The organism is Taibaiella sp. KBW10, from assembly GCF_003852495.1.
In the GTDB taxonomy this organism is placed as follows: domain Bacteria; phylum Bacteroidota; class Bacteroidia; order Chitinophagales; family Chitinophagaceae; genus Edaphocola.
The window spans coordinates 631,116-656,643 of record NZ_QAJI01000004.1 but is presented as its reverse complement, the minus strand read 5'-3'; the positions used below and the strand labels follow the sequence as shown (position 1 = coordinate 656,643).

The 25,528-nt window shown below is 43.3% G+C and carries 15 protein-coding genes; 7 read left to right on the top strand and 8 right to left on the bottom strand.

Translation table 11 applies throughout. The features are described 5' to 3' along the window. Positions 1-7 precede the first annotated feature (7 nt). From DBR32_RS10515 to DBR32_RS10495, 5 genes are all read left to right on the top strand, one after another. Positions 8-3,133 carry an efflux RND transporter permease subunit gene (locus tag DBR32_RS10515; protein WP_124636268.1) on the top strand — a complete coding sequence of 1,042 codons (3,126 nt, stop codon included), beginning with the start codon at positions 8-10 and terminating at the stop codon, positions 3,131-3,133. Between the two features lie 3 nt (positions 3,134-3,136). Further along, on the top strand, positions 3,137-4,540 hold the full coding sequence (locus DBR32_RS10510) for an efflux transporter outer membrane subunit (protein WP_124636267.1): 1,404 nt from the start codon (positions 3,137-3,139) through the stop codon (positions 4,538-4,540). A 23-nt stretch (positions 4,541-4,563) separates the two neighbouring features. Further along, the gene (locus DBR32_RS10505) at positions 4,564-5,643 is read left to right on the top strand and encodes a sensor histidine kinase (RefSeq protein WP_233559714.1); all 1,080 of its coding nucleotides are present in this window, start codon (positions 4,564-4,566) and stop codon (positions 5,641-5,643) included. 8 nt (positions 5,644-5,651) lie between these two features. Beyond that, a complete protein-coding gene (locus tag DBR32_RS10500; protein WP_124636265.1) occupies positions 5,652-6,407 on the top strand; it encodes a LytTR family DNA-binding domain-containing protein in 756 nt (251 codons plus the stop codon). Between the two features lie 258 nt (positions 6,408-6,665). Continuing rightward, entirely contained in the window at positions 6,666-8,177 is a 1,512-nt protein-coding gene (locus tag DBR32_RS10495) for a T9SS type A sorting domain-containing protein (RefSeq protein WP_124636264.1), read from the top strand. Between the two features lie 118 nt (positions 8,178-8,295). On the opposite strand, the gene DBR32_RS10490 is transcribed toward DBR32_RS10495, so the two are convergent. From DBR32_RS10490 to DBR32_RS10465, 6 genes are all read right to left on the bottom strand, one after another. After that, on the bottom strand, positions 8,296-9,258 hold the full coding sequence (locus DBR32_RS10490) for a helix-turn-helix domain-containing GNAT family N-acetyltransferase (RefSeq protein ID WP_124636263.1): 963 nt from the start codon (positions 9,256-9,258) through the stop codon (positions 8,296-8,298). A gap of 212 nt (positions 9,259-9,470) precedes the next feature. After that, positions 9,471-10,121, bottom strand: coding sequence for a ligase-associated DNA damage response endonuclease PdeM (gene pdeM / locus DBR32_RS10485; protein ID WP_124636262.1), 651 nt, complete (start codon positions 10,119-10,121; stop codon positions 9,471-9,473). Next, positions 10,118-12,580 carry a ligase-associated DNA damage response DEXH box helicase gene (locus DBR32_RS10480; protein WP_233559713.1) on the bottom strand — a complete coding sequence of 821 codons (2,463 nt, stop codon included), beginning with the start codon at positions 12,578-12,580 and terminating at the stop codon, positions 10,118-10,120. The genes pdeM and DBR32_RS10480 overlap by 4 nt, the downstream gene beginning before the upstream one ends. Next, complete coding sequence (locus DBR32_RS10475; protein ID WP_124636261.1) at positions 12,581-14,161, bottom strand: ATP-dependent DNA ligase; 1,581 nt, start codon at positions 14,159-14,161, stop codon at positions 12,581-12,583. Positions 14,162-14,172: 11 nt separating this feature from the next. Then, positions 14,173-15,168, bottom strand: a complete 996-nt coding sequence (locus tag DBR32_RS10470) for a ligase-associated DNA damage response exonuclease (RefSeq protein WP_124636260.1) — start codon at positions 15,166-15,168, stop codon at positions 14,173-14,175. A gap of 222 nt (positions 15,169-15,390) precedes the next feature. Further along, the gene (locus DBR32_RS10465) at positions 15,391-19,050 is read right to left on the bottom strand and encodes a T9SS type A sorting domain-containing protein (protein WP_124636259.1); all 3,660 of its coding nucleotides are present in this window, start codon (positions 19,048-19,050) and stop codon (positions 15,391-15,393) included. 973 nt (positions 19,051-20,023) lie between these two features. Between DBR32_RS10465 and DBR32_RS10460 the strand changes: the two genes are divergently transcribed. Both DBR32_RS10460 and DBR32_RS10455 read left to right on the top strand, forming a co-directional pair. Beyond that, positions 20,024-20,548 carry a hypothetical protein gene (locus tag DBR32_RS10460; protein ID WP_124636258.1) on the top strand — a complete coding sequence of 175 codons (525 nt, stop codon included), beginning with the start codon at positions 20,024-20,026 and terminating at the stop codon, positions 20,546-20,548. 443 nt (positions 20,549-20,991) lie between these two features. After that, a complete protein-coding gene (locus DBR32_RS10455) occupies positions 20,992-21,429 on the top strand; it encodes a VOC family protein (RefSeq protein ID WP_124636257.1) in 438 nt (145 codons plus the stop codon). Positions 21,430-21,652: 223 nt separating this feature from the next. Here DBR32_RS10455 and DBR32_RS10450 read toward each other — a convergent pair whose 3' ends face one another. Further along, positions 21,653-22,783, bottom strand: coding sequence for a serine hydrolase (locus DBR32_RS10450; RefSeq protein ID WP_124636256.1), 1,131 nt, complete (start codon positions 22,781-22,783; stop codon positions 21,653-21,655). A gap of 185 nt (positions 22,784-22,968) precedes the next feature. Next, entirely contained in the window at positions 22,969-25,461 is a 2,493-nt protein-coding gene (locus DBR32_RS10445) for a mechanosensitive ion channel family protein (protein WP_124636255.1), read from the bottom strand. Positions 25,462-25,528: the final 67 nt, after the last annotated feature.

Genomic DNA, 25,528 nt, shown 5'->3' with positions numbered 1-25,528 from the left:
CACAAAAATGTTACGTAAGATGATTAAAAGACCCGTGCTGGCCACGGTGATCTCTATTATATTGGTGCTATTAGGATTGGTTGGCTTACAACGCATTCCGATGACACAGTTTCCTGAAATAGCCCCGCCAACGGTTTTTGTATACGGGACTTATCCCGGTGCCAATGCCCAGAGTGTCGTTCGTTCGGTTACGACTCCCTTAGAAGAAGCCATCAATGGGGTAGAGCAGATGCAGTACATGACCTCCAATGCTTCCAACGATGGTGCCTTTTCGGTAACCATTGTCTTCAAGCAGGGGGTAGATCCCGATCAGGCTGCCGTAAATGTACAAAACCGTGTGGCACAAGCTAATGCACAATTGCCTCCGGAAGTGATACGCCTGGGTCTTACGACCACAAAACAGCAGACAAGCAATCTGATGCTCGTGAGCATCAACAGTGAATTGCCCGATAAATATGATGAAGCATTTCTGCAGAATTATGCCAAGATCAACCTGATACCCGAGCTGAAACGGATTCCGGGTGTAGGTAATGTCAACCTCTACGGTTCCAAAGATTATTCCTTACGGGTCTGGATCGATCCGGTAAAGCTGGCCGCTTACGGATTGGTGCCTGCTGATGTGGAAACAGCGATCCAAAACAATAGCTTTGAGGCATCGCCCGGAAGCTTAGGGGAATCGAGCGATGCACCACTACAGTATGTGCTTCGTTATAAAGGGAAGTTGAACAAGCCCGAAGAGTTTGAACGGATTATCCTGCGTTCCCAAACCGATGGTGCTATTCTCCGCCTGAAAGACGTTGCACGAGTCGAATTTGGGATTTCAACCTACACAAGCGATACCTATACTAACGGTAAACCCTCAGTGGTTTTGGCCGTCATTCAGGCGAGTGGCTCCAATGCAAACGATATAGCCATTGAGGTTAAAGCATCATTAACGCGATTTCAATCAGAAGTGCCGGATGGCATTAGTTTTGAAGTAATCCAGAATATGAAGGATCGACTCGATGCCTCCATTGCACAGATGAAATGGACATTGGTAGAAGCATTCTTCCTTGTATTTCTAGTTGTGTTGGTATTCTTACAGGATTTTCGTTCCACCCTTATTCCGGCAATAGCGGTACCGGTATCCATTATAGGTACGTTCTTCTTTATGTACCTCATTGGTTTTTCTGTTAATGTATTGACCTTATTTGCCCTGGTGCTTGCCATCGGTATTGTGGTAGATGATGCCATTGTTGTGGTAGAAGCGGTACATGCCAAAATGCAGCAGACCGGCGAAGATGCGAAGCAAGCGACCACTTCTGCTATGAGTGAGATCAGCGGTGCCATTATTTCCATTACCCTGGTGATGGCGGCCGTATTTTTGCCGGTTGGTTTTATGGAAGGCCCCGCCGGTGTATTTTACAAGCAGTTTTCCTATACACTGGCCATCGCGATTCTGATCTCGGCGATTAACGCCCTCACCTTAAGCCCGGCACTATGTGCCCTGCTGCTTAAAAATAAGCATGCAGCCGCCGGAGGGGAAAAGAAAAAATTCACCCAAAGATTTTCAGAAGCGTTTAATGTAAGTTTTGAACGTTTGACGCATAAGTATATAAAAGCAGTAAGCTATCTGGGAAAGAGAAAACTCATTGCCTTGTCGGCCCTGGGACTCATTACTGTTTCTGCGTTTTTCCTTATGAACAATGCTCAGAAAGGTTTTGTTCCGGAAGAAGATGACAACAACTTAACCTTTGTGCTTAACCTGCAGGTAGGAGCCAACTTGCAGTATATCACAAAGGAAATGGAGAAAGCCACCAAAATTATTAATGCGATGCCGGAAGTGAAAAGCCTGAGTACCGTTTCCGGATTCAACATGTTCAGCTCATCGGCATCACCCAATTCGGCAATGGGTTTCATCACCCTTAAAAATCCAAAAGACCGCGGCAAAATTTCCGATATCGATGAAGTGATGATGAAAATTGAGGCCGCCTTGAAAGGCGAATTAAAGGGAGAATTGCTTCTTTTTCGTAATCCTGCAGTAGAGGGATTTGGTACCGCAGGAGGGGTGGAGTTTGTACTTCAGGACAGAACCTCTGGTGATATTTCAAATTTTGAAGCGGTGAGCAAAAAGGTGATCAATGCGCTGAATAACCGCCCTGAGATCGGTAGTGCTTTTACAACTTTCAGGAGTGATTATCCGCAGTATGAAGTCATCATAGACGAAGATAAGGCAGCGCAATTGGGGCTCAGCCCAAAAGAAGTAATGGATGGCTTACAACTGTTCCTGACGGGCGCTCAAACTACAGATTTTATCCGTTTCGGGAAATTATACCGGGTTAATGTGAAATCGGAGGCTGAGTTTCGCAAAGATGAGGCTTCGCTGAACAACTTTATGATTCGTAACCGGCACAACCAAATGGTACCTGTATCTACAATTGTGAGGCTCAAAAAGACCTATGGGCCAGAAGTGATCAGCCGGTATAATCTATACAACAGCATCAATGTAAACGTCAATGCCGGGGAGGGTGTCAGCAGTGGTAAAGTGATGAACGTAATAGACGAGGTATTGAAAAAAGAACTGCCGAAAGGCTACAGCTTTGAGTTTGGAGGATTGAGCCTTCAGGAGCGTAATTCCGGCGCCCAGATGATCTTTATTTTCGGATTGAGTATTTTGTTTGTCTACTTCTTACTCGCGGCTCAGTATGAAAGCTATTTATTGCCCTTGGCCGTCATGCTTTCTTTACCGACCGGTATTCTGGGTGTTTTTCTGGCCACAGGATGGACCGGAATCGATAATAATATCTATGTACAGATTGCCTTAATTATGTTGGTCGGCCTGCTCGCCAAAAATGCTATTTTGATTGTGGAATTTGCGGTACAGCAAAGGAAAGCAGGTTTATCTGTATTTCAATCCGGTATCGTAGGTGCAAAAATGCGTTTGCGTCCCATCCTGATGACTTCATTTGCCTTTATTGCAGGATTAGTACCCCTGATGTTTGCAAAAGGGGGTACTGCGATCGGTAATAAGTCGATTAGTATTAGTGCAGCGGGTGGTATGTTGAGTGGCGTACTCCTGGGGGTCTTTATCATACCGGTGTTATATATGATTTTCCAAAGCCTGCAGGAAAAAATATCAGGCAGTAAAAAGTAAGAAATGATGAAAGGATTTAAAAAATATAGTATTGCTTTTGCAGTAGGAGTTACTCTGCTGCAGGCTTGTAAAATAACAAAAGATTATTCCCGTCCCGAGCTGGAGCTACCGGCTTCCTACCGTGATAAAGCAAATCCTGCCGATGAGCCTATGCTTGAAATGCCTGTATACGCAGCATTTTTCAAAGATGGGGCGCTTGTGGCTTTGTTGGATAAAATGATGCAAAAAAATCCTGATCTCCTGATTGCTTCCGAAAACATGCTGACAACATCGGAAGTACTCAGAAGTGTGAAGCTCAATTACCTGCCCGATATTAATTTGCAGGTGAATGCCGGGGCACAAAGACTTTCCAAAAACAGTATGTTAGGATCTTTTTCGGGAGGATTACTATTTCAGGAGTACAATTTTGCACCTGCCATCTCATGGGATATTGATTTTTGGGGCAAACTAAAAAGGCAGCGGGAAGAGGCCCTGTCAAATTATATGGCACAAAGCGAATACCGAAGGGCGCTTCGGGTACAACTCATTGCCCAGACGGCGCAATTCTATTATAATTTGCTCAGTTTAGACGAGCAGTTAAAAATCACACAGGAAGTAGAAAAAATTATGGTCTTTACCCTGCAATTATTGAAGGTACAATACTCCGTGGGTGAAGCCAATAGTATAGCCGTCAAACAGTTTGAAGCCCAGCTCTCCGAAACAAGGGCTTTGATACCGGAGATCAGGGCCAGCATCAAGGCGCAGGAAAATGCGCTGCAAGCCTTAGCCGGTAGTTATCCGGGTGAAGTGAAGCGTGCCCAATCGTTACAGAATGGCGTATTTACAACAAGCCTTAGTGCAGGTTTACCAGCCCATTTATTGGCGAACCGGCCAGATGTGAGACAACAGGAATTCGCCTTAAAGGCGGCCAATGCAAGAGTAGGTATTGCTAAAACCGATTTTTATCCAAGTTTTAAGATTACGGCTCAGGGAGGATTAAATGCGATCAGTGCACTCAACTGGTTCTCCATTCCGGCATCCTTATTTGGAACGGCTACGGCCGGGTTAACACAGCCGATTTTTAATAGAAGAAACATCAAATCGGCTTATGGACAAGCCATACATCAGCGTGAAGCGGCCGTGCACCTGTTTCGGAAATCGGTACTGACAGCAGTTGAGGAGGTGAGTACTGCGCTGAGTAATATTGAATACCTTAAGGAGCAGCTATCAGAAGCCACAAACAGGAAGGTTGCGATGCAACAGGCCATGGACGACGCACAATTACTCTATAAATACGGTGAAGCTAATTATCTGGAGGTATTGGTGGTACAACAGGGTTATTTTCAGGCGCAATTGGCTCATGTAGCAGTAATACAGAAGGAAATAAATGCTTACATTGCTCTTTATAAATCTTTAGGTGGAAATTAATGACCAGGATAGTATCTAAGCAAATGAAGTCATGGCGTAAGCGTCTGATCCAATGGAGTGGTGTGCTCGTTTCAATGGCATTGGCCCATTTGATACAGTATCTTTTAGATCCGGCCAGCAGTTGGTGGCAATTTTACAAGGAAGCCTTATGGTCAGAGATAGGCCTGACTATTGGCGGTGGTATTTTAATGTATGCCATTATCTTCTGGGTGATCCGTTTATTATCGTCTTGGGTAAACAGAAAAACGGCTTTTAAAAACAACGTTCTGGCTCATTTTTTACTGACAACAGGTGTCGTTATGGGTTGTATGTTTTTATTATTGTATCTGGAACATGTGTTTTATGATTGGATCTGTCCCGAAACCACACCGGCCAGTAAAGATATGGAACTGGCAGTAAGGAACTATCTGGTGGTCAATCTGGTGGTGGCCGCTTTTGTCAATAGTTTTTACAATTCATTTGTGTTTTTTGAAAAATGGAAAGCAGAAGTGATGGAAACGAATAAACTGCAAATCCTGTCTCATCAATTGAGAGAAAGTGCGTTGCAGTCAGAATTAGAGGTGCTGAAATTGCAGTTAGATCCTCATTTTTTATTTAATAATTTCAGCATCCTGACACAATTAATAGATACGGATCAGCACGCTGCTCAGGAATTTTTATCCAATTTATCAAGAGTCTACCGGTATATCCTCACCAGTGGCAAGAAAGATGTGGTATCACTTGAAGAGGAATTGAAATTTATGGAGACCTATTTCCATCTCATTAAGATACGTCATGGTTTAAGCATCCAAATGTCGATCCGTATTTTGGAGCGCGATAAGCAAAAAGGCATTCCGCCGGTTACCCTGCAGCAATTACTTGAAAACGCCATAAAGCATAATATTTCCACCAACACACAACCACTGTTACTATCGATTGATAGCTTCGGTGAGGGTTTTATTGTGGTGAAGAATAATCTGCAACGCATTAATATTGATTATAAGGGCACAGGCATGGGATTGATAAATATTATAGAGCGGTACCAATTATTAGGCGCCGTAAAACCTGAAATAGTAGAGACCGCAACTTCATTTGAAGTTCGATTGCCCTTGCTGAGTTTATAAATTAAGTTATGAATTACATCATTATTGAAGACGAGTTGCACAATGCCCAACTGTTGAAAAATATGGTTCAAAAAACCAATCCTGCGGCGACGCCATTGGCGGTTCTATCCACCGTCGAGGAAAGTATCGCATTTTTGAGATCGCATCCTCATCCGGATGTCGTTTTTATGGATATAAGGTTGGCAGATGGCTTGTCTTTTGAAATATTTAAGCAGGTAGATATTAATTCTTCGGTAATTTTCACAACTGCATATGATGAGTATGCATTACAGGCGTTCAAAGTATTTGGAGCAGCCTATCTCTTAAAGCCAATCCTGCTTGAAGAACTTGAAGAAGCCTTGGAAAAAGTGAGCCGTTTGCAGGCACCCTTGTCGGGCGATGATGTAGGTACTATCCTGGAGATGTTCCGAACACAACAGAAAAGCTATAAAAACAGGTTTTTACTCCATTATCGTGAAACGTATAAGGTTATTCCGGTAGCAGACATCGACTATATTTTTCTGGAACATAAAATAGTTCATTTTAGCTTGCTGGACGGATCTACCATTGTTGTGCCATATACGCTGGAAGAACTGGAGGAGCAACTTGATCCGCAATTCTTCTTCCGCGTTAACAGACAGTATATCCTTCACATCAACAGTATAGAAAGTATCCACAAATACTTCAACGAAAAAGCAAAGGTGATCCTCAAAAGAGACCGCAATGCAGCGGTAATTGTAAGCCGCATCAGAATGCCGCAATTCAAACTATGGCTCGATCGGTAGCAGCCTTGCTTTTGCCGGTTCCTTACTCCTGTACAGTTAAACAGTAAGAACGATTCAGTAATACCTTTCCATCTTTATCAATGGCATTTCTTGCTATTGGTACTGTTTTCAATAGTTCATCTGATTGGATAATAGAAGGTGATTTAAAAAATTATAGGGTTTGACAAATTAATCAAAAGTTTTTTACGTCTTATTAACTATATCCCTAATAATGAATGCATTGCATTAATTTTTAATCACCCTAAACTATTTAAATCCATGAAACGCTTTTTTATTCCACTTTTTTCTTTGTGCCTTCTAAACGCCAGTGCGCAGACCGCCAGTTTAGATCTTCAGTTTGGTACGGCGGGCATTGCTTTGCATCATACGACGACTACCTCAGAGCTGAACAATGTGGCTGTGGATGGCCAGGGTAATATTTTTACGGCAGGTTATGTTTTTGATGCGCCGGGAAGCAGTGTCTACAGATTAATGGTATCGAAAACCTTAGCGAATGGGCAACTGGATCAAAGTTTTGCAACCAATGGTAAGGCGGAGATAACAGTCGGAGCCTCTGAATTTCCTTTAGACATTGTGATCGCTCCTAATGGGAAAATCCTGGTGGGCGGTTCCGCGTACAGTGGCCATACCCCTAACGGACCTGGCGATAATCGTGGCTTTGTTGTGCGACTGAATAGTAACGGATCATTAGATCAGTCTTTTGCACAAAGCGGTATATTTTATTTGCAGTCACCCAATACGCATTTTGCCAATATTTTATTGCGTACTAATGGCGCTATTTTATTGTGCGGGAATGCTGTTGATCAGGCTTTTTTGTTGCAGATACTAGATAATGGAACCCCTGATACCCAGTTTGGTAATGCAGGTTATTTATTTTTGGCACGACCCGGTTTTAAGTTTGTTTTGTGGAATGCCATTCAGAATGAGGATGGTAGTATCGTTGCGGTCGGTAACGAAGCTACCGATACGTACGATACTAAGCTTGCTTATTGTAAAATCAATGCGCAAGGTACTTATGATCTTACTTTCGGTAATAATGGTTCTATGACTACAGACTCTTATTCGGGACAACCTTATGTGATTGAAACATTGACGCAGATCAGGAAAGGCCAGGATGGTAAGTACTATATGGGGGGCCATAATACTTCAAATGTAATATTACGTGTCAATGGCAATGGCACGCCTGATGCTTCCTATGGTTCCAATGGCCGGGTAAGTCATACGTACCCCTACAAAGATTTTGTATTGCAACAGAACGGTAAATTGATCATGATCGGTGCGAAGGAATTTACTGACTATAACTACGGTTGGGTGATTACCCGACTAAATGCGGATGGCGCTATAGATGCCGGTTTTGCCAATGGCCAGTCATTTAACCTTGATATCAGTGCCAAAAATGATTACCCGCAAGCGCTTCAAATAGCAAACGGACAAAATTTATTTGTTGTGGGCTCTTCTTACTACAATAATGTAGCGAATGCAACCATCTGTAAATTAAAGATTGGCAATACATTAAGTGTTCAGGAAATGAATTCAGCACAGAATATTTCCCTATATCCAAACCCCGTACAGGAAACCGTTACAATCAATGCAGAAGATATTATCGCCGGTTTTGATATTGTAGATATCAGTGGCCGGTTAGTCAATCAGAATAATAATTTGTATGCCAGAACGGCCACAATAGATTGTAATTTTCCTGCCGGGAGCTACGTGATCAACCTATACTTTAAATCAGGTGCAAAGCATACACAAGCTTTGGTCAAACGGTAAATCGATTTCCATCAGAAAATCATAGCCTTTGTTATTAAGCAGAAAAGCCATCAGGATTTGATGGCTTTTTCTTATTAACTCGTGCTTCTGATCGATACAACTTAGTTTAATCCTTGTTTTATTTGTTTACGGCTAATTCCATTTGGATATTACAACGTGCATAAGGTGTGGCCCGGCCCACCACTTTTTTGAAACCGAGTTTATGGTACAAGTTGATGGCCGGTTTAAGTAATGTATTGCTTTCCAGATATAGCTTTGATGCGCCTAGTTTTTTGGCTTCATCAACGACTGCCTGGCCCAGCAGCCAACCCACACTTTTGCCTTGGGCAATAGGCGAAACTGCCATTTTAGCCAGTTCATACTGATACTCCGGATCGTCCATCTTAATCAAGGCACATACGCCTATTGGTTCGCCATGATACAAGGCCACAAATATTTTTCCACCCTTATCCAGGATATAAGATTGAGGATTGTCCAGCGCCTTGCGGTCGGCGTCTTCTATTTCAAAATAGGTGGCAATCCATTCTTCATTCAGTGCCTTGAAGGCTTGCTGGTGTTCGCTGTGGTATGGAACAATATCTACTTCCTTACGCTCCCGCAGTTTGCGTTGTTCTTGCACCCTTTTGAGCAGTGACTTTTGTTCGAGCAGGTATTCCCATTCCACCAATGCCTCCCAAAGGTTGTGGCGGGCTTCTGTAATAATACCCTCTATCGCCGCATCCACATCAGCCAATTGGGGTATAATCTTATCAGAAAAAGATTGTCCCTTTTCTGTAAGTGCGACTACATTGCGCCGCTTATCGGAAGACTTTTGGTTTTCCTTCACCAGTCCGGCATCCGTCATTTCCCTAACGATCTTGCTGACAGAAGGTTGGGAATGCCCGATGTCAACAGCGATTTCTGTGATGGTCTTTTCGCCGCCCTGAGCGAGCACAAAGAACACGGGAAACCATTTGGGTGTAAAGTCCAGGCCGTATGATTCATATATTTTCGCTGCGTCCTCTGTCACTAAAGCCGTAAACATTCTTAAACGGCTTCCTAATGCGGACTTGCCTGTTTGCTCAAAAAGTGCTTCATTCATAATTGATTACATAGTTGGTTATGTAAAATTAGAATTATTTTTAAATAAATCCAAAAACTTGTGTAGAAATATAATAACTATTGACTTTAAGGTATTTTATATCAATAAGTTACGATCTATATAGACTTTCAGTACAATTGCTTCGCTATTTCAAAATCATCCTTATGGCTATCGGTGAGCAGAGATCAAAAGACGGAGTTGGAGCATGGATTTTAAGGTACTTTAAAGATGCCCTCTGTATAGAAGGCATAACAATCGGAGCCTTCCGGAACCCGAGACGTATCCAGGCCGGTAAAACGGCTGAATGCCGGGAGGATGAGTTGGTGTTCATTAACAAGGTAGCAGGGAAACCGCATCCGCTTTTTGGCTTGCAACATGAGCACCACGCCCGGGTGTATATGCCCCGAAATGACGAATTTACCGTTAAGAGAGGAGGGCTGGTGTGCAAAGCTCAGCTTATGGATCGTATGTTCTTCGAATACCTGGTCTATGCCTATATCGTTCAAGTGTTGTTCAGATATGCGATCATGGTTGCCCCGGATCAGGATAAAGGTCCGCTGAGGATGTTGCTGCCGTAGGGTGGTGAATAAATGCACTTCTTTATTGGCGCCGGCATGAATCAGATCGCCTACAATAATGATCTTCGCTGCATCGTAGTGGCGGATCAGTGTATCCAGCCGCGACAGGTCCTGCAGTGCGAGCTGGCCGGGTAGGGCAATGCCGTTTTTTCGAAAATGCGCTGCCTTGCCCAGGTGGAGGTCAGATAAAATCAGGGTTTTCTCCTGCTCCCAGAAAAGAGCACTTTGGTTCGTTAGGATCAGGGACGCCTCTTGTATGTGTAGCGGGTACGCTATGATGTTCATTTTTTCTTTTTTAGGGTCTTTGTTCCGGCTTGTTGCAATTTCAGGATCCGGCTGGCAAGGTCTTCGCTGGATAATGATTGCCGCAGGCTGTCTACTTTTATAGGAAAGCTGAGCGGGCTGAACCCATTAACCGTTTTATAGATAATGCGGCTGTTATGAATGCGTTTAAATGTAGTGATCAGCCGGTGTTCTTCCAGGCTTTGATTGAACACCTCCATATACGCTTGTCGTAACAAGAGGTTTTGCGGATCATGCTCTTCCAGTACATTAAAGATAAGACCGGAGGAAGATTGTAATGATTTATTGTTTTTCTGCGCCCCGGGATACGTCTGTATCACGAGCCCGGAAATAACAGCAATATCCCGGAATTTTCTCCGGGCCATTTCCGTCGCATTGATGCTCGAGAATACATCGTCCATCAAATGATCCGTACTTAATATTTGTTTCAGTTGGTCTTCATCCAGTTGTATTTCCGAATCAGAAAATAATTCAAAGCCATAATCATTCATGGCCATGGAAAAGCTGATGGGGTAGCGCCTGCTGATGCGATAAGCCACTAAAGCCGCCATTACTTCATGAATGAGCCGGCCTTCAAAGGGGTACATAAACAAGTGATAGCCTTCCCGTGTTTTAATGGATTCAACAAGGAACTCGTTTTCCGCAGGAACATGAGACATTTGACTTTGTTTTTCGATCAGCGGCCGGAGGAATTTTAATTCTTTTTCGCCGGGGTCCGGGTTCAGGGATTGTGCCAGTTTTTGCCTTAAGAAATGGCTCAGGTTAGCGCTCAGGGGCAGGCGGCCTCCCAGCCAGCTGGGCGTAATCGCCCTTCCGGAAGAGGAACGAACGTATACCGTCATTTCTTTTACCCTTACCCGTTCTAATACCCTTCCTGCCAGGATAAATTTATCTCCGGGACGTAATTTGGCAATGAAATTTTCTTCTACCATACCTATATATCCGCCCGAGACAAACTTTACCCGCATCATGGCATCGCTCACAATCACACCGATGTTCATACGGTGCAGCATGGCAATTCTCCGGTTGGTTACGGTAAGCAAGCCATCCTCCTGTCGCACTACCTTATGAAATTCTTCATAGTTGGCTCCAATCTGTCCACCCACCGTAATAAAGGAAATACACCAGTACCATTCTTCTTTTGTAAGCTCCGAAAAGGCAAAGGTGCGCTGTATAACCGGTAAGATTTCTTCTTCGTGAAAACCACCGCCCAGCGCTAAGGTAATAAGGAATTGCACCAGCACATCAAAGGTCTGCACCAGCGGTTCCCGTTGCTCGATAGTTTGTGTCTTAACGGCTTCTTTTAAGGCGGACGCCTCAATGAGCTCCAGAGAGTGGGTGGGTACAAAATAAATAGTAGATACTTCAAAAGGCGTATGCCCGCTGCGTCCCGCTCTTTGCATAAAGCGTGCAACGCCTTTGCTCGACCCGATCTGTATGGCCGTATCAACCGGTTTGAAGTCTACACCCAGATCCAGTGAAGATGTAGAGACCACTGCTTTCAGGTAGCCACTGCTCAGGTTATCTTCTATCCATTGGCGGGTCGCACCATCTATAGAGCTATGATGTAAGGCGATCTGTCCGGCAAAATCGGGATAGGCGGCCAGGAGCAGCTGATACCAGGTTTCACTTTGATTGCGTGTATTGGTAAAGATAATGGTCGACCGGCTCTGGTTAATGATCGGTACGACCTGAGGTGCCAATTTAGCGCCCAGGTGTCCCGCCCAGGGCAGCACTTCTACTTCATCCGGTAAGACGGATAGTATTTTTATTTTCTTTTGCTCCCGGGCCTTTACCGTCACACGGGCTGGGGTATGAGGCAATAGTACCGCTATTGCTTCATCAAGATTGCCAATAGTGGCAGCAATGCCCCAGATGCTTAGTTTGGGATATTCCTTTTTCAGAAAAGCCAATGCCAGTTCTGTCATAACACCTCTTTTACTGCCCAGCAATTCATGCCATTCATCTACCGCAATGCAGCGCAGCGCGGTAAAGAACCGTGCCCTTCCTTTTTGTGCGAGGAGTAAATGCAGGCTTTCTGGCGTCACGACCAGGATATCCGGCATCAATTTACTTTGCCTGGCTTTCTGCCGGGCGTCCGTGTCGCCATTGCGTACTTCTACCGTCCAGTCCAGTCCTATTTCTTCGATCGCTTGCTGCATGGCCTTGGCAAGATCTTTTGCCAAAGACCGCAAAGGCGTGATCCATAACAACTTTAGCCCGTCTTTATATTCCTTTGGATGGTTAAGGAAATCGATCAGTACACCCAGAAAAACAGAATAAGTCTTGCCAAAGCCGGTAGGGGCGATAATCATACCGCTATTGCCTTTTGCATAATGATTCCAGGCTTCCTTCTGGAAGCCGAAAGCCTTATTGCCTTTAGCCTGCATCCATGCGGCGACAATAGTATATCCCGGTGTATGTAATAAACCATTCTTCACTTAGCGGATCATTTTTTTGATTTCTTCAATATCATCAATGTCTTTTACAGTTTTATCTCTTCGCCAACGGGCAATCCTCGGAAACCGTAAGGCCACTCCGGATTTGTGCCGGTTGCTGAAGCCAATGCCTTCAAAAGCAAGCTCAAAAACAAGTTCGGGTTTTACCGTTCGTACCGGGCCGAATTTTTCAATGGCTTGTTGATTAATATACTTATTCACTTCCTGTATTTCCTTATCGGTAAGGCCCGAATAAGCCTTGGCTATCGATACCAGTTGATCACCCTGCTTTACGGCAAAGGTGTAATCGGTATAATAGGCGCTTCTGCGACCACTTCCTTTCTGCGCATAAATGAGTACGGCATCTATGGTATAGGGGTCTATTTTCCATTTCCACCAGTCCCCCTTTTTTCTCCCGGTATGATAGGGGGAATGCTTATGTTTCAGCATCAGTCCTTCACTATTTACCGACCGTGCCGCAGCACGTATCACAGCGATCTCTTCCCAGTTAGTAGCGGTGATTGTTTCACACAAAAGCAGCGAAGTCGAGGGGTTTTTGTGGAAGCATTGTTCCAGAAAGGCTCTTCTTTCTATGATCGGCTTTGCGCGAAAATCCATTCCTTCCCATTCCAGAAGGTCGTAGACAAAGCAGGCGACCGGCAGGTCTTGCCTCATTTTCGGACTCAGGGTTTTGCGGTTAAGCCGTTTTTGTAATTCACTAAAATTAAGTACCTGTTGGTCTTTGTACACTAATAATTCTCCGTCCAGAACAAAATTGCCCTCCCATTGCATCAGGGCTTCTTTTATTTCGGGAAACTGTTCTGTAACCAACTCTTCTCCCCGCGACCAGATAAATACTTCTTCATTTCGCTTGATCAGTTGTCCGCGTATGCCATCCCATTTATACTCTATCTGCCATTCGGTTAAAGGGCCTAATGTTTCCGGTTCTTTTTCCAGGGGATAGGCCAGACAGAAAGGATAAGGTTTAGACAGTTGCGTATCGGTATAATGGCCCTGAACCAGTGCGTCGAAGCTTACTTCTTCCATTTTCCAGTCGCCCATAATGCTGTGTGCTACAGCATTGGCCTCTATGGTATAATATTTAGCCAGAGCATTGATCAGGGTTTGTGCCGAGACCCCGAGACGGAAGCTGCCTCCCAGTAATTTATTAAAGATAAAGCGCTCTGTATGAGGCAGGCTATGCCAGGCACCCGTCACAAATGTTTTCTTTTCCTCTTCTGTAAAAGATTTCAGCTCCTGTATTTTTTGCATCCATTCCCATAAAGAATGTTCGGTATACTGTACCGGTTCGGGCAATATCAGGGAAATGGTTTCACCCAGATCGCCTACTGCAGCATAGGACTCGAGGAAAAGCCATTCCGGGATGCCGGCAATGGCGATCGCCCATTGCTTCATGAGTGCCGTATTTACATTTCTTTTGGGCCGCTTGCCGGTAAAGAGTGCCAAAAGCCACAGCTTATCCCGATCCTCAGCTACTGCCAGGAAATGATGGATGGCCTCCAGCTTCTGATTGGTTTTATTGGTACTGTCCAGCGCGTTAATAAGGGTTGCAAAGGCTTTCATCTCTTTTCAATTTAAACAGTTTCTTCCGGCTCCTCTTCTGCACCGAATTTCGTAAGTACTTCTTCTGCTTCAATCCCGGTTTCGTTCAGATAGCGGGTAAACACAGCTGTCTGTCCATGGGTGACATATACTTTTTGTGCACCCGTAGCATTGATGGCTTCCAGCAGTCCGCCCCAATCGGCATGATCGCTGATGGCAAATCCGGCATCGGCACTACGCCAGCGCCTGGCACCACGTACCTGCATCCACCCGGAGCAGATGGCATGGGCCATATTGGGTATTTTGCGGATGAGCTGGGAATCAAGCAGGGACGGCGGCAGGATCACAATACCCTTATCCAGGTGTTTGGGGTCTTCTTTAAGGTCTGCTGTTTCATAAGCAGGTAATCGTATGCCTACACTTTCATAAGCCTGGTTCAACACGGCTATGGAGTAATGTACCTGGAGCGGGCCAATGCCTTCCAGCGCCTTCATAATTCTTTGTGCTTTGCCCAAGGAATAACCTATAAAAACAGAGGTTTTACCATTAGCCTGATTGCTGCTTACCCATTGTTGTAATTGTTCATTTTGAACGGCGACGCTCGCCCAGTTATAAATGGGCAGGCCAAAGGTGCTTTCCGTTACAAACTCATGACAGCGTACAGCTTCGAAGGGGGTAGACAAGCCATCATCCTGAAGCTTATAATCTCCGGAGATCACCACTACATAGCCCTTGTACTCCAGTCTTACCTGTGCCGAACCGATGATATGCCCGGCAGGGTGTAAGGAAATCTGCACGCCATTAACCGTTACCGGTTGATGATATCCTATACCTTGTACTGCAATATCCTTACCGATACGGCTTTGTAAAATGGGTACGGTATGCTCATGGCAGAGATACTTTTTCATACCCCAGCGGGCATGGTCGGCGTGTCCATGTGTAATAACGGCCAGATCGACCGGTTTCCAGGGATCAATATAAAAACCACCGGGAACACATAATATACCTTTTGTTGTGAATTGCAGCATATTTTTCAGTATCGAATGGGTTGGTTTACAACCCTGTTGTCTGACTGAATGTACGCCTATTTTTCTGTGGATAGTGATTTGCAGTATTTAAAAATATGGTAAAAATATTAGTGTTTCTGTGCAGTATACCTCCTGTATTGTTTGGACAGGAGCATAAAAAAAAGATGTTGCTACGGTTAAGTAGCAACATCTTTTTAATTTATATTGGATAAAGGGGGGGTATTAAGATTTCACAAATTTGAAGCTTGATACTTGTCCGTTCACTTCTTTTACCTGCAGTATATAATTACCTTTAGCGAGATTTACTAAGGATAATCCTTTGCTTGCATCTGTAGTGCGGATCAATATTTTCCCTTGGATATCGGTAACGCTTACTTCTGTTACTTTACTCCAGTCATTAATGGTAAGGGATACATGATCCGTTGCCGGGTTAGGATAAATGCTGATAGCCAAATCGGTAGTGAACAACACTTTTTTGACTTCACTATAGGCAAAGTTCTGATTTCTGTCTATTTGTTTCAGACGGTAATAACCTGCACCGGTTAAAGGTGTTGCATCATTGAAGTAATAGGACAATTTAGCATTGCTGTTGCCATTTTCTGCAGCAGAAGCAACAAAGCCTAAAGTTTTCCAGTTACGGGCATCTTCACTACGTTCTACAGAGAAACCGCTATTTTGTATTTCGGTATAAGTATCCCAGCTCAGGCTTACGTTTTCACCGGTTTTCAGGGCAGTAAATGCTCCTAACTGCACCGGAAGTGGTGTATTCCAGGTGATCGTATAAGTAGCAGCGGTCGGATTAGCAATACCGGCAGCATCCTGATAGTTAAAGCGGAATGAAGTTCCTGTTTTTCCTACCGTGCTAGCAGTGGTTTGGATTTGTAACAAAGAAGGGTTGAAGTTCGTGATACGTTGACCTGGAGTAGCTGCTACACCATTATATTTTAAGGTTGTGTATTGCGGTAAGCTAACCACAACAAATGTACTTCCCGAGCCTAATGTTCCATCTTCAGGATCCGTAGCCGGTGGTACCGGTAAAGCACTGTTAGATCCGTTTAAGGTTAACAAAGTACCTATTCCGGGAGCAGCAATAGTTGTGTTTACATTCGTAGCAGTCGGTAAACGCTCGATACCGAAATTCTGATTTATTTTAGACGCGCTTAAAGCAGCGATCGCAATACTCAGGTCATTAGTGTTCAAGTTATTAGTAACCGTACCATCGGCATTAGTGCTTACGCCTGTCCAGTTTGTCGCCAGATTGGCACTCACGGTACTTGCAGCAGCACCTTTTTCCGGTTCTACAGCGCGGGCTACAATGCGGATAACATAATCATTTCCTGCAGGTACATTGCTAAAGCTGTATCCGGTTGCGCTATTGATTACCGTTGAAGCGAAGATAGTAGGTACGCCGGAATAAGTACGGTTCTGCTGGATCAGTAAGGCATAAAGATTTTGTGAGGCATCTACCGGAGCTACTAAGTTCTCGTCAGCACCTCTCAGGCCGTTACCATTAATGTCATTCCATACATTACCGCTCAGGCTGTAGCTGTTGTTGCCGATAAAGTTTAAGGTTACATTACTTGCATTGCTCAGGCTGCGGCCATTATCCCATGCAGAGAAATTGATCACTACAGAAGTATTGCCTTCAATTGACGGATCTACAGAAATAGCAGTACTTGGATTTCCTGAGGCGAAAGGAACCACAACGGTACCAGGCCAAGGCGTACAGCTGGATACCTGTGGAGGACAAGTGCCGCCATTGGTATATACAACTGCTCCTATTTTGATATAATTCGCACCGGTTGGGAAACTGTTGATCACAATGCTGTCTACTGTTCCGTCAACATCTGTTGCGGCAAATGTATTTTGCGGTACTGTGTAATCATTATAACCACCGGGATTATTAATATTATTAATGGTACTGTTGGTTGTTGTGGGAGGAATCTGTAAACCAAAATTGGCGTTCGTTACATTTTGAGAACCGATCGTTACAATCAGTTTACCATCTACCAGACGGTCATTACCTGCTCCTGCACCGAGGTTTTCACCGGTGGCAATATAAGTAGGAGGGAATGTTGCAGTTGTAAAGCTGGTACCTGCGCTTGGGTTAGTCGTGCTAACGTACAGGTTGTATGTTCCGGGGCTTACGGTACCGAAAGAATACGCGCCACCCGCTGCGATTGGTTTCGCATCGATCACCTGGTTATTGGTTGGGTTCACCCGCACAACATAAAGGCTGTTTGCAGCAAACTGGCCTGCAGTACCGCTGGCATTAACCGTATTGTCTACTAAACCATTTACATCATGAAATACATTACCGCTGATGGACACACAGTTCAGGGTAGCGGTCATCACAGCATTAGGACTTTGGAATGCGTCATTACGTACATTCACCGTAAAGTTACGTGCTCCGGAAGTGGGTGTAGCGGCATTATTATTATACTGTAAGGCGTCTAATAATGCTTCCGCCTGAGCCAGTGTGAAGTTCGCTTTCTGGAATACAATCGTGCGTATATTATCACTGGAAGTAGATCCAGAAACGGCATAGGTATTACCACCTAATACCACAGAGCCGGATGGGTCAGTATTTAAAAGAATTGTTCCACCGCTCGTGGCCTGGTTTACAATAAGGCGCTCATTAGCCCCATCCGTAATCTCAGCAGTAGGGAAACTTACTTGTAATCTTGTCAGGTTTGTAGTAGCGGTAATATTAGTTTGTCCGGTTGGAGTGAAGCTCAGGTTTGTACCACAGCCTCCGGCGGCATTGCCGACACCGATCACACCGGTATTAAGGTCTACACTCGGAACATCTGTAGATACAGCCGTGGCGAATGCCGGTCCTGCACTAAAATCTACGAAGAAATAAGCAGTACCTAATCCACCTACACGGATACTGAAATCACTGATGTTATTGTACGTAACACGTGCACGGGTAGGATCTGCAGTTACTACAACAGAGTTTGTACTGATAGAAGACCGGTACGTGGTAAGTCCGGTAGCTGTATTATAAACAGGTGCTTCTAATGTGGTTGCACTGCCTACTTCACTAGTTGAGAAACCACCGAATTCATTATACTGATTAGAGTTTGTGGTACCGTTACCATCAATATCGTAAGTGTTGATCTTTACATTTTGCAGGGTTACATTTCGTCCTGATTTTGTACCGGTGGTATAAGTACCGCCAAGGATAAATTGGAAGTTATAGAGGATGCTACCGCCTGTATTCGGGAAAGATACCTGAGGAGAGAAAAATTTAGCATCATTACTGTTATAGTTTTGTCCGGAGGCCGCGTCCTGATCGTAGGCACTAAAGGTTGTTCCGGAAGTTACCGAAACCGTTTTTACGATACAGTCGATAGACTGGCCGCTTAGGTTAGCGATATTGCGATATACGACTACATCATTTGCTGCAGTACCCGTACCAGGAGTCGATGAGTTGGTAATAGCGGCTCCGGTAGTACCATTAAGCATGGTAACACCCGTGCCTCCAAAACTGATTACGGAGTAGGAGTTATCAAAAAAGTTGTTTGTTACCTGAATGCTCGTTGTCGTCGACGTTGTTTGCGTAGCCGGCGTACCGATCGCAGTAATGGTATACGTTGTGGCTGCGCTCGCTGCTAAAGGCATTCCGCTGATTACCCCAGTATTGGTATTAAACGATAGTCCGCTTGGCAAGGCCGGGGAAATCGTATAGCTGGCTGCATTTCCTGCAAGGTTGGGTGCCAGGTATACATTGCTGACATTGGCAATAAATACATTTGTTGCCGGATAACTCAGGGAGGTCGGGGCTTGTGCTGTAGCGGTCTGAGGTACACTCAGTATAAAAGTACCTGCAAGTAGCAGCGAGGCACTGAAATACGAATAGAAAATTGCTCTCTTCATTTCTTTGTGATAAAAATTAAAAATTATATTAAGTACATATTTTGTGTATCTTTAATCGGAAATACATAAACATGTATTATCCTAACTAGCACATCCGTTTATTTTATACTATTGACTCATTCAATAGATATCAAAACGTATGCTGGATATTGTCTTCGCTTGGTATAGGCATAAGTATATACTTGCCCGGTCAGCTCATAAATGAAAATGACGGGCACAAACCAAAGAGACAGTACATAACAAAAACTACAGCTGTGCGATCATAGCATGCACAGAACAGTTATTGTATGTTACTACAACTTTAATTTTCATGGTTTGCAAAACGATGCAATACATGAAAATCATGTGATTGTTCAAGTATAAATAGGATGGAAATAATTACTCACTTAATCAAAATTGATAAGCTTTTTCTTAGGTAAAAGGTTTGAAGGTGATGCAAAATTATTTCATTTTTTCTGAATAAATTATTTTTTTATTCTAAAATTTACCCATATAAATGATTGACTATTAGTATTTAACATTGTTTCGCATCTATAATGAATGATTTGTAATCATAAAAGTAAAAAAGGCTTTGTCTTTTAGTAGTATGATGTTTTACAATCCTCTTAAAGCAACTTAAAAGGGAAATGAAAATAGCCATTGAGGAGCTATATATTTGAATGAACTTTTCTGACTTGAATTGCTAGACTATTATAAAAAGAGGGAGATCTTTTTACTTTTCAAAAAATAATTCGGGGAATGATCGTAATCATTTTAATTGACTTTAAATTAGTAGCGTATTCGGGTGTAAATGATTGCGGACAATTTGATCGATCTGCAGTATAGCCAGACTTGGACGCTATTAAAAACATGCTTTTGAGATATGATCCTAAATGAAACAGACATTCGAGCTGATAAAGTCATTTTTTTATCTGCACTACACAAAAGAAAATTATTATGTTGGGGGCTTATATTTGGATTTATTATTGCCTTAATGACAATCATTGGTATTCGTTTATACAAAAATGCCGTTGCTATACCCATAGCGGTTATTGGCATAGAGGGTTACAGAGGACGTATTCATGATTTTTATTTGTTTATCCTTATTGAGATTGTTGCCGTGCCCTTGCTGGCGATTGTGCCCTGTGTACTTCTTAATATTCATTTTAATAGGAATAAATCAAAGATATCCGAACTATCCGATCGATCATTTGAATCCCTAAACAAGCTGAATGAAAAATCTAATTTTTTTAATAAATATTTCCCTCCGATCATTATAAACGATGATTATTTTGAGTTTCAACATTCGATTATTGCCCGATCCAAAAAATTTTATTTCGATACCCTTTCCAGTGTTAGTATCCGGAAAGGGTATTATAAGGGACGTATGTATTTATTTAAGATAGAAACAAGCGAAGGTACTTTCGATAGAACCGTTAAAGGAAATGATCATTTTGTAACGGCCATCTACCTGAAACTTACAAACGATTATCCGGATGTACCGGTCTCGCTGATATAATAGTGCATTGACCATTTAGACACTATACTAATGATGACATTTACTAATGAAAACAGAATATTATCCTTGTGCCATTTTTTATTGATATTGGAAGGAAGATCCCTTAAAGGACATTATACGCTGACTGTAGATTGGCTTTAGCCACAGCCGGATTAATCCCAATCTTTTTGTATACTGTCGGCGGCGGATTGTACTGGCGAAATTCTATTAAGCTTTTGTTCTTATCTTCATTATCCGTAATTTTATAGAGCCGGAATGTCGATGGTAAAGCCTAATAAATACGTACATTGTTGCAAGATGCCTAGCTGCCGGCGAAATGTAATCGGAGGGCTTCGGTTGGCTGTTTTAAAGACGGCTGTCAGAAATTAAATGTCCATTTACAGCGATTGGTTACCCTAATCCATTTGGCATAACAAACAAGAAATAACTTAAAAATATAAATTATGGCACTGATCAACATGCACATTAATTTTAACGGGAATGCAGAAGAAGCATTCAACTTTTACAAATCGGTATTTGGTGGTGCGTTTACAAAAATTGTACGCCTCAAGGATATCTCAAGCCCGGAACATCCCATAGCGGAAAATGATGCAGATAAAATCATGCATATTGCCTTGCCAATTGGTAAAAATGTTTTGATGGGCAATGATGTTCCGGAAAGTATGGGACCCGTAAATGAAAACGAAAACAGGTCTAAGATATCTGTTACTGCGGAGAGCCGTGAAGAGGCCGACAAAATATTTAGCGGACTTTCTGCAGGTGGTGCTGTTGAAGTACCTATTGGAGACAGTCCCTGGGGTTCCTATTTTGCGATGTTCAGAGACAAATTCGGTATTGAATGGATGGTTGATTTTGACCAGGGAAATAACGAAACGGCATAAACAAGGAAGTTGTATCACAGCTTGAACTCTAGCACTGTTCATCTACTGTTTACACCATATATTCACCTGTTTTTATGGCGACCGTAATATGCTATATGAATTAGCCGGATTTTCTAATAAAAAGCCGGCTAATTCATGCACTAAAGGGCCTGACAGTATCAGTGCCCATCCCGATTGAAAAATGAATTTAGTTTATATTATTAAGGAGAAAGTTTAATCTTGTTTAGGGTTTTAAAATTTTATTGGCCAGGGCAATCAGTTCATTTTGTGTATCCTGATCGACTTCGTTGGAGAGCAGGACAATGCCCGAATTTGACTCCGGGTACAAGACCATATAACTGCTAAATCCTAAGCTACCTCCTGTGTGTGAGATGCTCCGCTTGGAATCTTCTGTTTTTCGTACTTTCCAATTCAATGCAATAGCGCCCTCCTCCAATTTTCCGAAAGTGGGCTGATGACTTAGCTTTACTGCAGGATTCGTTTCATTCAACTGAAAGGCCATATACTTCAACATATCGGAACTTGAAGAGGCGATACTTGCGGCTACTTGCAAATCTTCCCAATCAATAACCGGCATCAGGCGTCCTTTTCCATCATAACCCTTTGCCATTAATGCCGGGTATTTTCCGGGTTTGATCAGGAATGTATTTTTCATTTTGAGTGGATCGGTAAAATGTATTTTCAACAGTTTTTCGTAAGAATCTTTATAGACGCCTTCCATAATATAGCCGAGCAATTGAGCCGCAGTATTACAGTGGCGAGCCACAGTTCCCGGTTCGGCTTTTAGTGTTACCTCATGCAGGTCGCGGTAAAAATCTTGTCTGCTATATCTTTGGTGAACAGCATCTAAAATATAGGGAATGGAATCCGGATCTGCCGTTCCGAAGATGTCTTTATCGGGCATCCAATTGGGTAAGCCGGAGGTGAGGTTAACCAGATTAAGTAAGGTGACAGGAGTACCTTTGTAATTTAAATTAGGATAGGCTTCCTTCAGGTACTGGCGTATATCATCATTAAGCGTTACCTTTTTATCGAGAACTGCTTGTGCAAGCAAAGTGGCACCAAATGTTTTTGTAATGGATGCCAGTTCATACACGGTATTACCCGTTGGCAATACGGATTGCTCCTTTTGTGTGGAGCCATAATTATAGATATATTGTTTTCCGTTTTTAATAATGCCTATTGAAAGGCCAACCCTCGAACTATTATTCATAAATGTGGAAACGGACTGATCTACCAGGGAATCTAATTCCGTTTTTAACAGATTGTCTGTAGGAAATTTTCTTTGATTTGTTTGCGCTGAACTAATTAATATGTAGGCTAGGAAAGAGACAAGGAGGAATGTTTTTTTCATATTTTTATTTTAAATAGGTGGTTAAGACAACTAGTATTCATCTGTTGAAACCTTTAGTAGGAAACACTTTAAAGGTCTCTATGGCCTTGCTCCCTTTGATGAGTTGCAAAATGTCCTAAGGATCAAGTAGGAAATTGCACCCGCTACGATAAATATATTACTTCCAACGATAAAGTATGATCGCTTTATGAGATTTTACCGGAAGCACTATTGTCCTTCGTTTCGTCGCCAAACTGCAAATTTATGTGCTGTGGATGGGGGATAATGATGTTTTTTTCTTTAAAGACAGTATGAATACGGGTAATGACACTGCCGGATACGGACAGGGCATCAGACTGGTTATTAATCCAGAATACTAAATCGAATAATATCGCTTGTGTTCCGAATTGCTTGGCTACGGCAAGTATTTGAGGTGTTTGCAGCACCCGTTCATCCTGCTGGGCAATTTCGACCAGTAAGCGGCTTACCTGTTCCAGATCAGAATCATAATCTACATTTACGGTAATCGCAAGCTTACGCCGGTTGTGCGATATAGACCAATTGACTAAGTGGGTACTCAGCAGGTCTCCGTTAGGAACGACCAGGCAGGAACCATCATTGAGCTGTACTACGCTACTGCGGAAACCGATCGACTTCATCATCCCTGATTTGCCATTGATCTCTATCTGGTCTCCGACATTCACCGGTCGCTCGAACGCAATAATAAGTCCGCTCACCAGATTGCTGACCAGGCTTTGAAGACCAAGGCCCACACCGACACTAAGTGCACCTAATACAATAGTAATTTTATCGATCGGCAAGCCCGATGCGGCAAAAGCCACAAACAGTCCCAGCGTGATGATTGCGATACGCGACAGTAATATCCAGCTGCCCTTGGCCGCATTTTCGTCCCTGTTTTGCAGACTTGCATGCTCTGCATTGGGATCGGCAGCAAAAAGGGATACCAAGCGGGAAAGCAATAGGGAACAGGCTGTGATAATGACAAACAGGAACAAGCCATCAACCGCAAAGGTATAGTCTCCTATGGTGCGTGGCTTATGCAGGAATTCAAAGAAATGAATAGAAACTTTATTATAAAAGTAAAAGTTACGACCTACAATAATACACCAACCGATGGCCAGCAGGAAATATAGTATACGGGGCACTTTGCGGCCTATCCGGTTAAAATTCAGGTATAGTAATTTGCGTTCCGGATGGTGGTATAGTTCCGATGCCGTTTTCAGGCATTCATTAATGAGGCGTACCGTCCATGTAAACATAATGGCGATAACCATCCCGGTGTATCCGGCGGTAAGCAGGGTTTTGGATAAATTATACCGTCCCAGTATATTGAGCAATGCCGATAACAATTCAATGAATATCAGGAAGCGCATATAGACGAGCACATACTGTTCTTTGAGTTTATCTTTTTCCTTACGGGCCATAAGGAAATACAGGCAGAATACGACTCCTGCCAGTGCCAGAAACAGCATAAACCATCTTTCCGGCCGGGATGCCTGCAAGACGAAATTATCGAGGCAGGCCATCAGGAATAAGATAATCGTACCCAGCAAGAAACGAAACCAGAACGGCGTGATAAACCGGTGCAGGATCAGCAGCAGGGCTACGGTCTGTACGGTCCATATACTGAAACTGAATATAAAAGGAGCTTTGATAAAGGCAAACTGGTATATACTAAAGATAATAAGTATTGCTGAGGCCAATGGTCTTTTCATGACGAGCAGGTGCGCCAGTTCTTTGGTTCTTTCATGCGCGTTAAGATGTTTACGGAGCGAACGGATGCCCAGCCACGCGAGTATGGTAAACAGGAACAAGAGAAATAGCCTGAAGACATTGTCTTCTATATAGAACACGAATGCTGTTTGCTCTTTAGACAGGGAGAAACGGACGATTTCGGAAAAATCCCGTTTATATCCTACGGTATCCCAGATATTATGAAACTCCCGCTTTAGATTGAGCTGACTGAGTTGCGTTCTGTATTGATCAATTTGTTCGTCAGCCATTTTCAGGACGAATAAAGTACTGTCTGTTTTATTCTGTAGTTCTTGGGCCTGTTCCAGCGCATAGTTCAGGGCATTGTCTGTCGGATTGCCTTGACTAGCCATAACCTTTAGCTTGAAAAGATAGCGTGCGATTTTGACAGAATCCTTAGGAAAGGTATAGATCACCGGATTGCTGAGCAGGGAGTCGAACGTACTTCGAAACCCGATCAAACGCTCCGTGTACTGATCCAGTTGCTGTTTTCTATTCTGGGTTTCATTGATCAGTTGATCCAGGATTACCGCAGATACGGTAAGGTTGCGGTCTGTTTGTGCCGTTCCGGTATGCACCATGATACCATCCTGTACCAGGCTAAAATAACCGGCTACACTACCCAGATCCTTCTCAAACTTTTTTAAATCCAGTTCTGTATCCAAAAAGATCTTTACGGTCTGCGCTTTTCGCAATAATGTGTTAATGATCTGGTTTTGCTTTATACTGGTACGTCCTTCATCATAACTGCTTTTACTGCGCATCTGATCCTTGTTACCGGCATCCGTTACCTTCTGTTGGAATGCGGCGGATGCGGTATCGTATGTGGTTGCATTGGTATCTGCAGACTGGCCGTAGAGCCGAGGAGTAGAAATATGCAGGATGAAAATGATGCATAAAATTGCATACCGGAAGAGGTGTTTCACAAACGTAAATTTTAACAGGCTGAAGAAATCAAATGAAGGAGATCGTATTGTCGCTCCTGTATTTTCC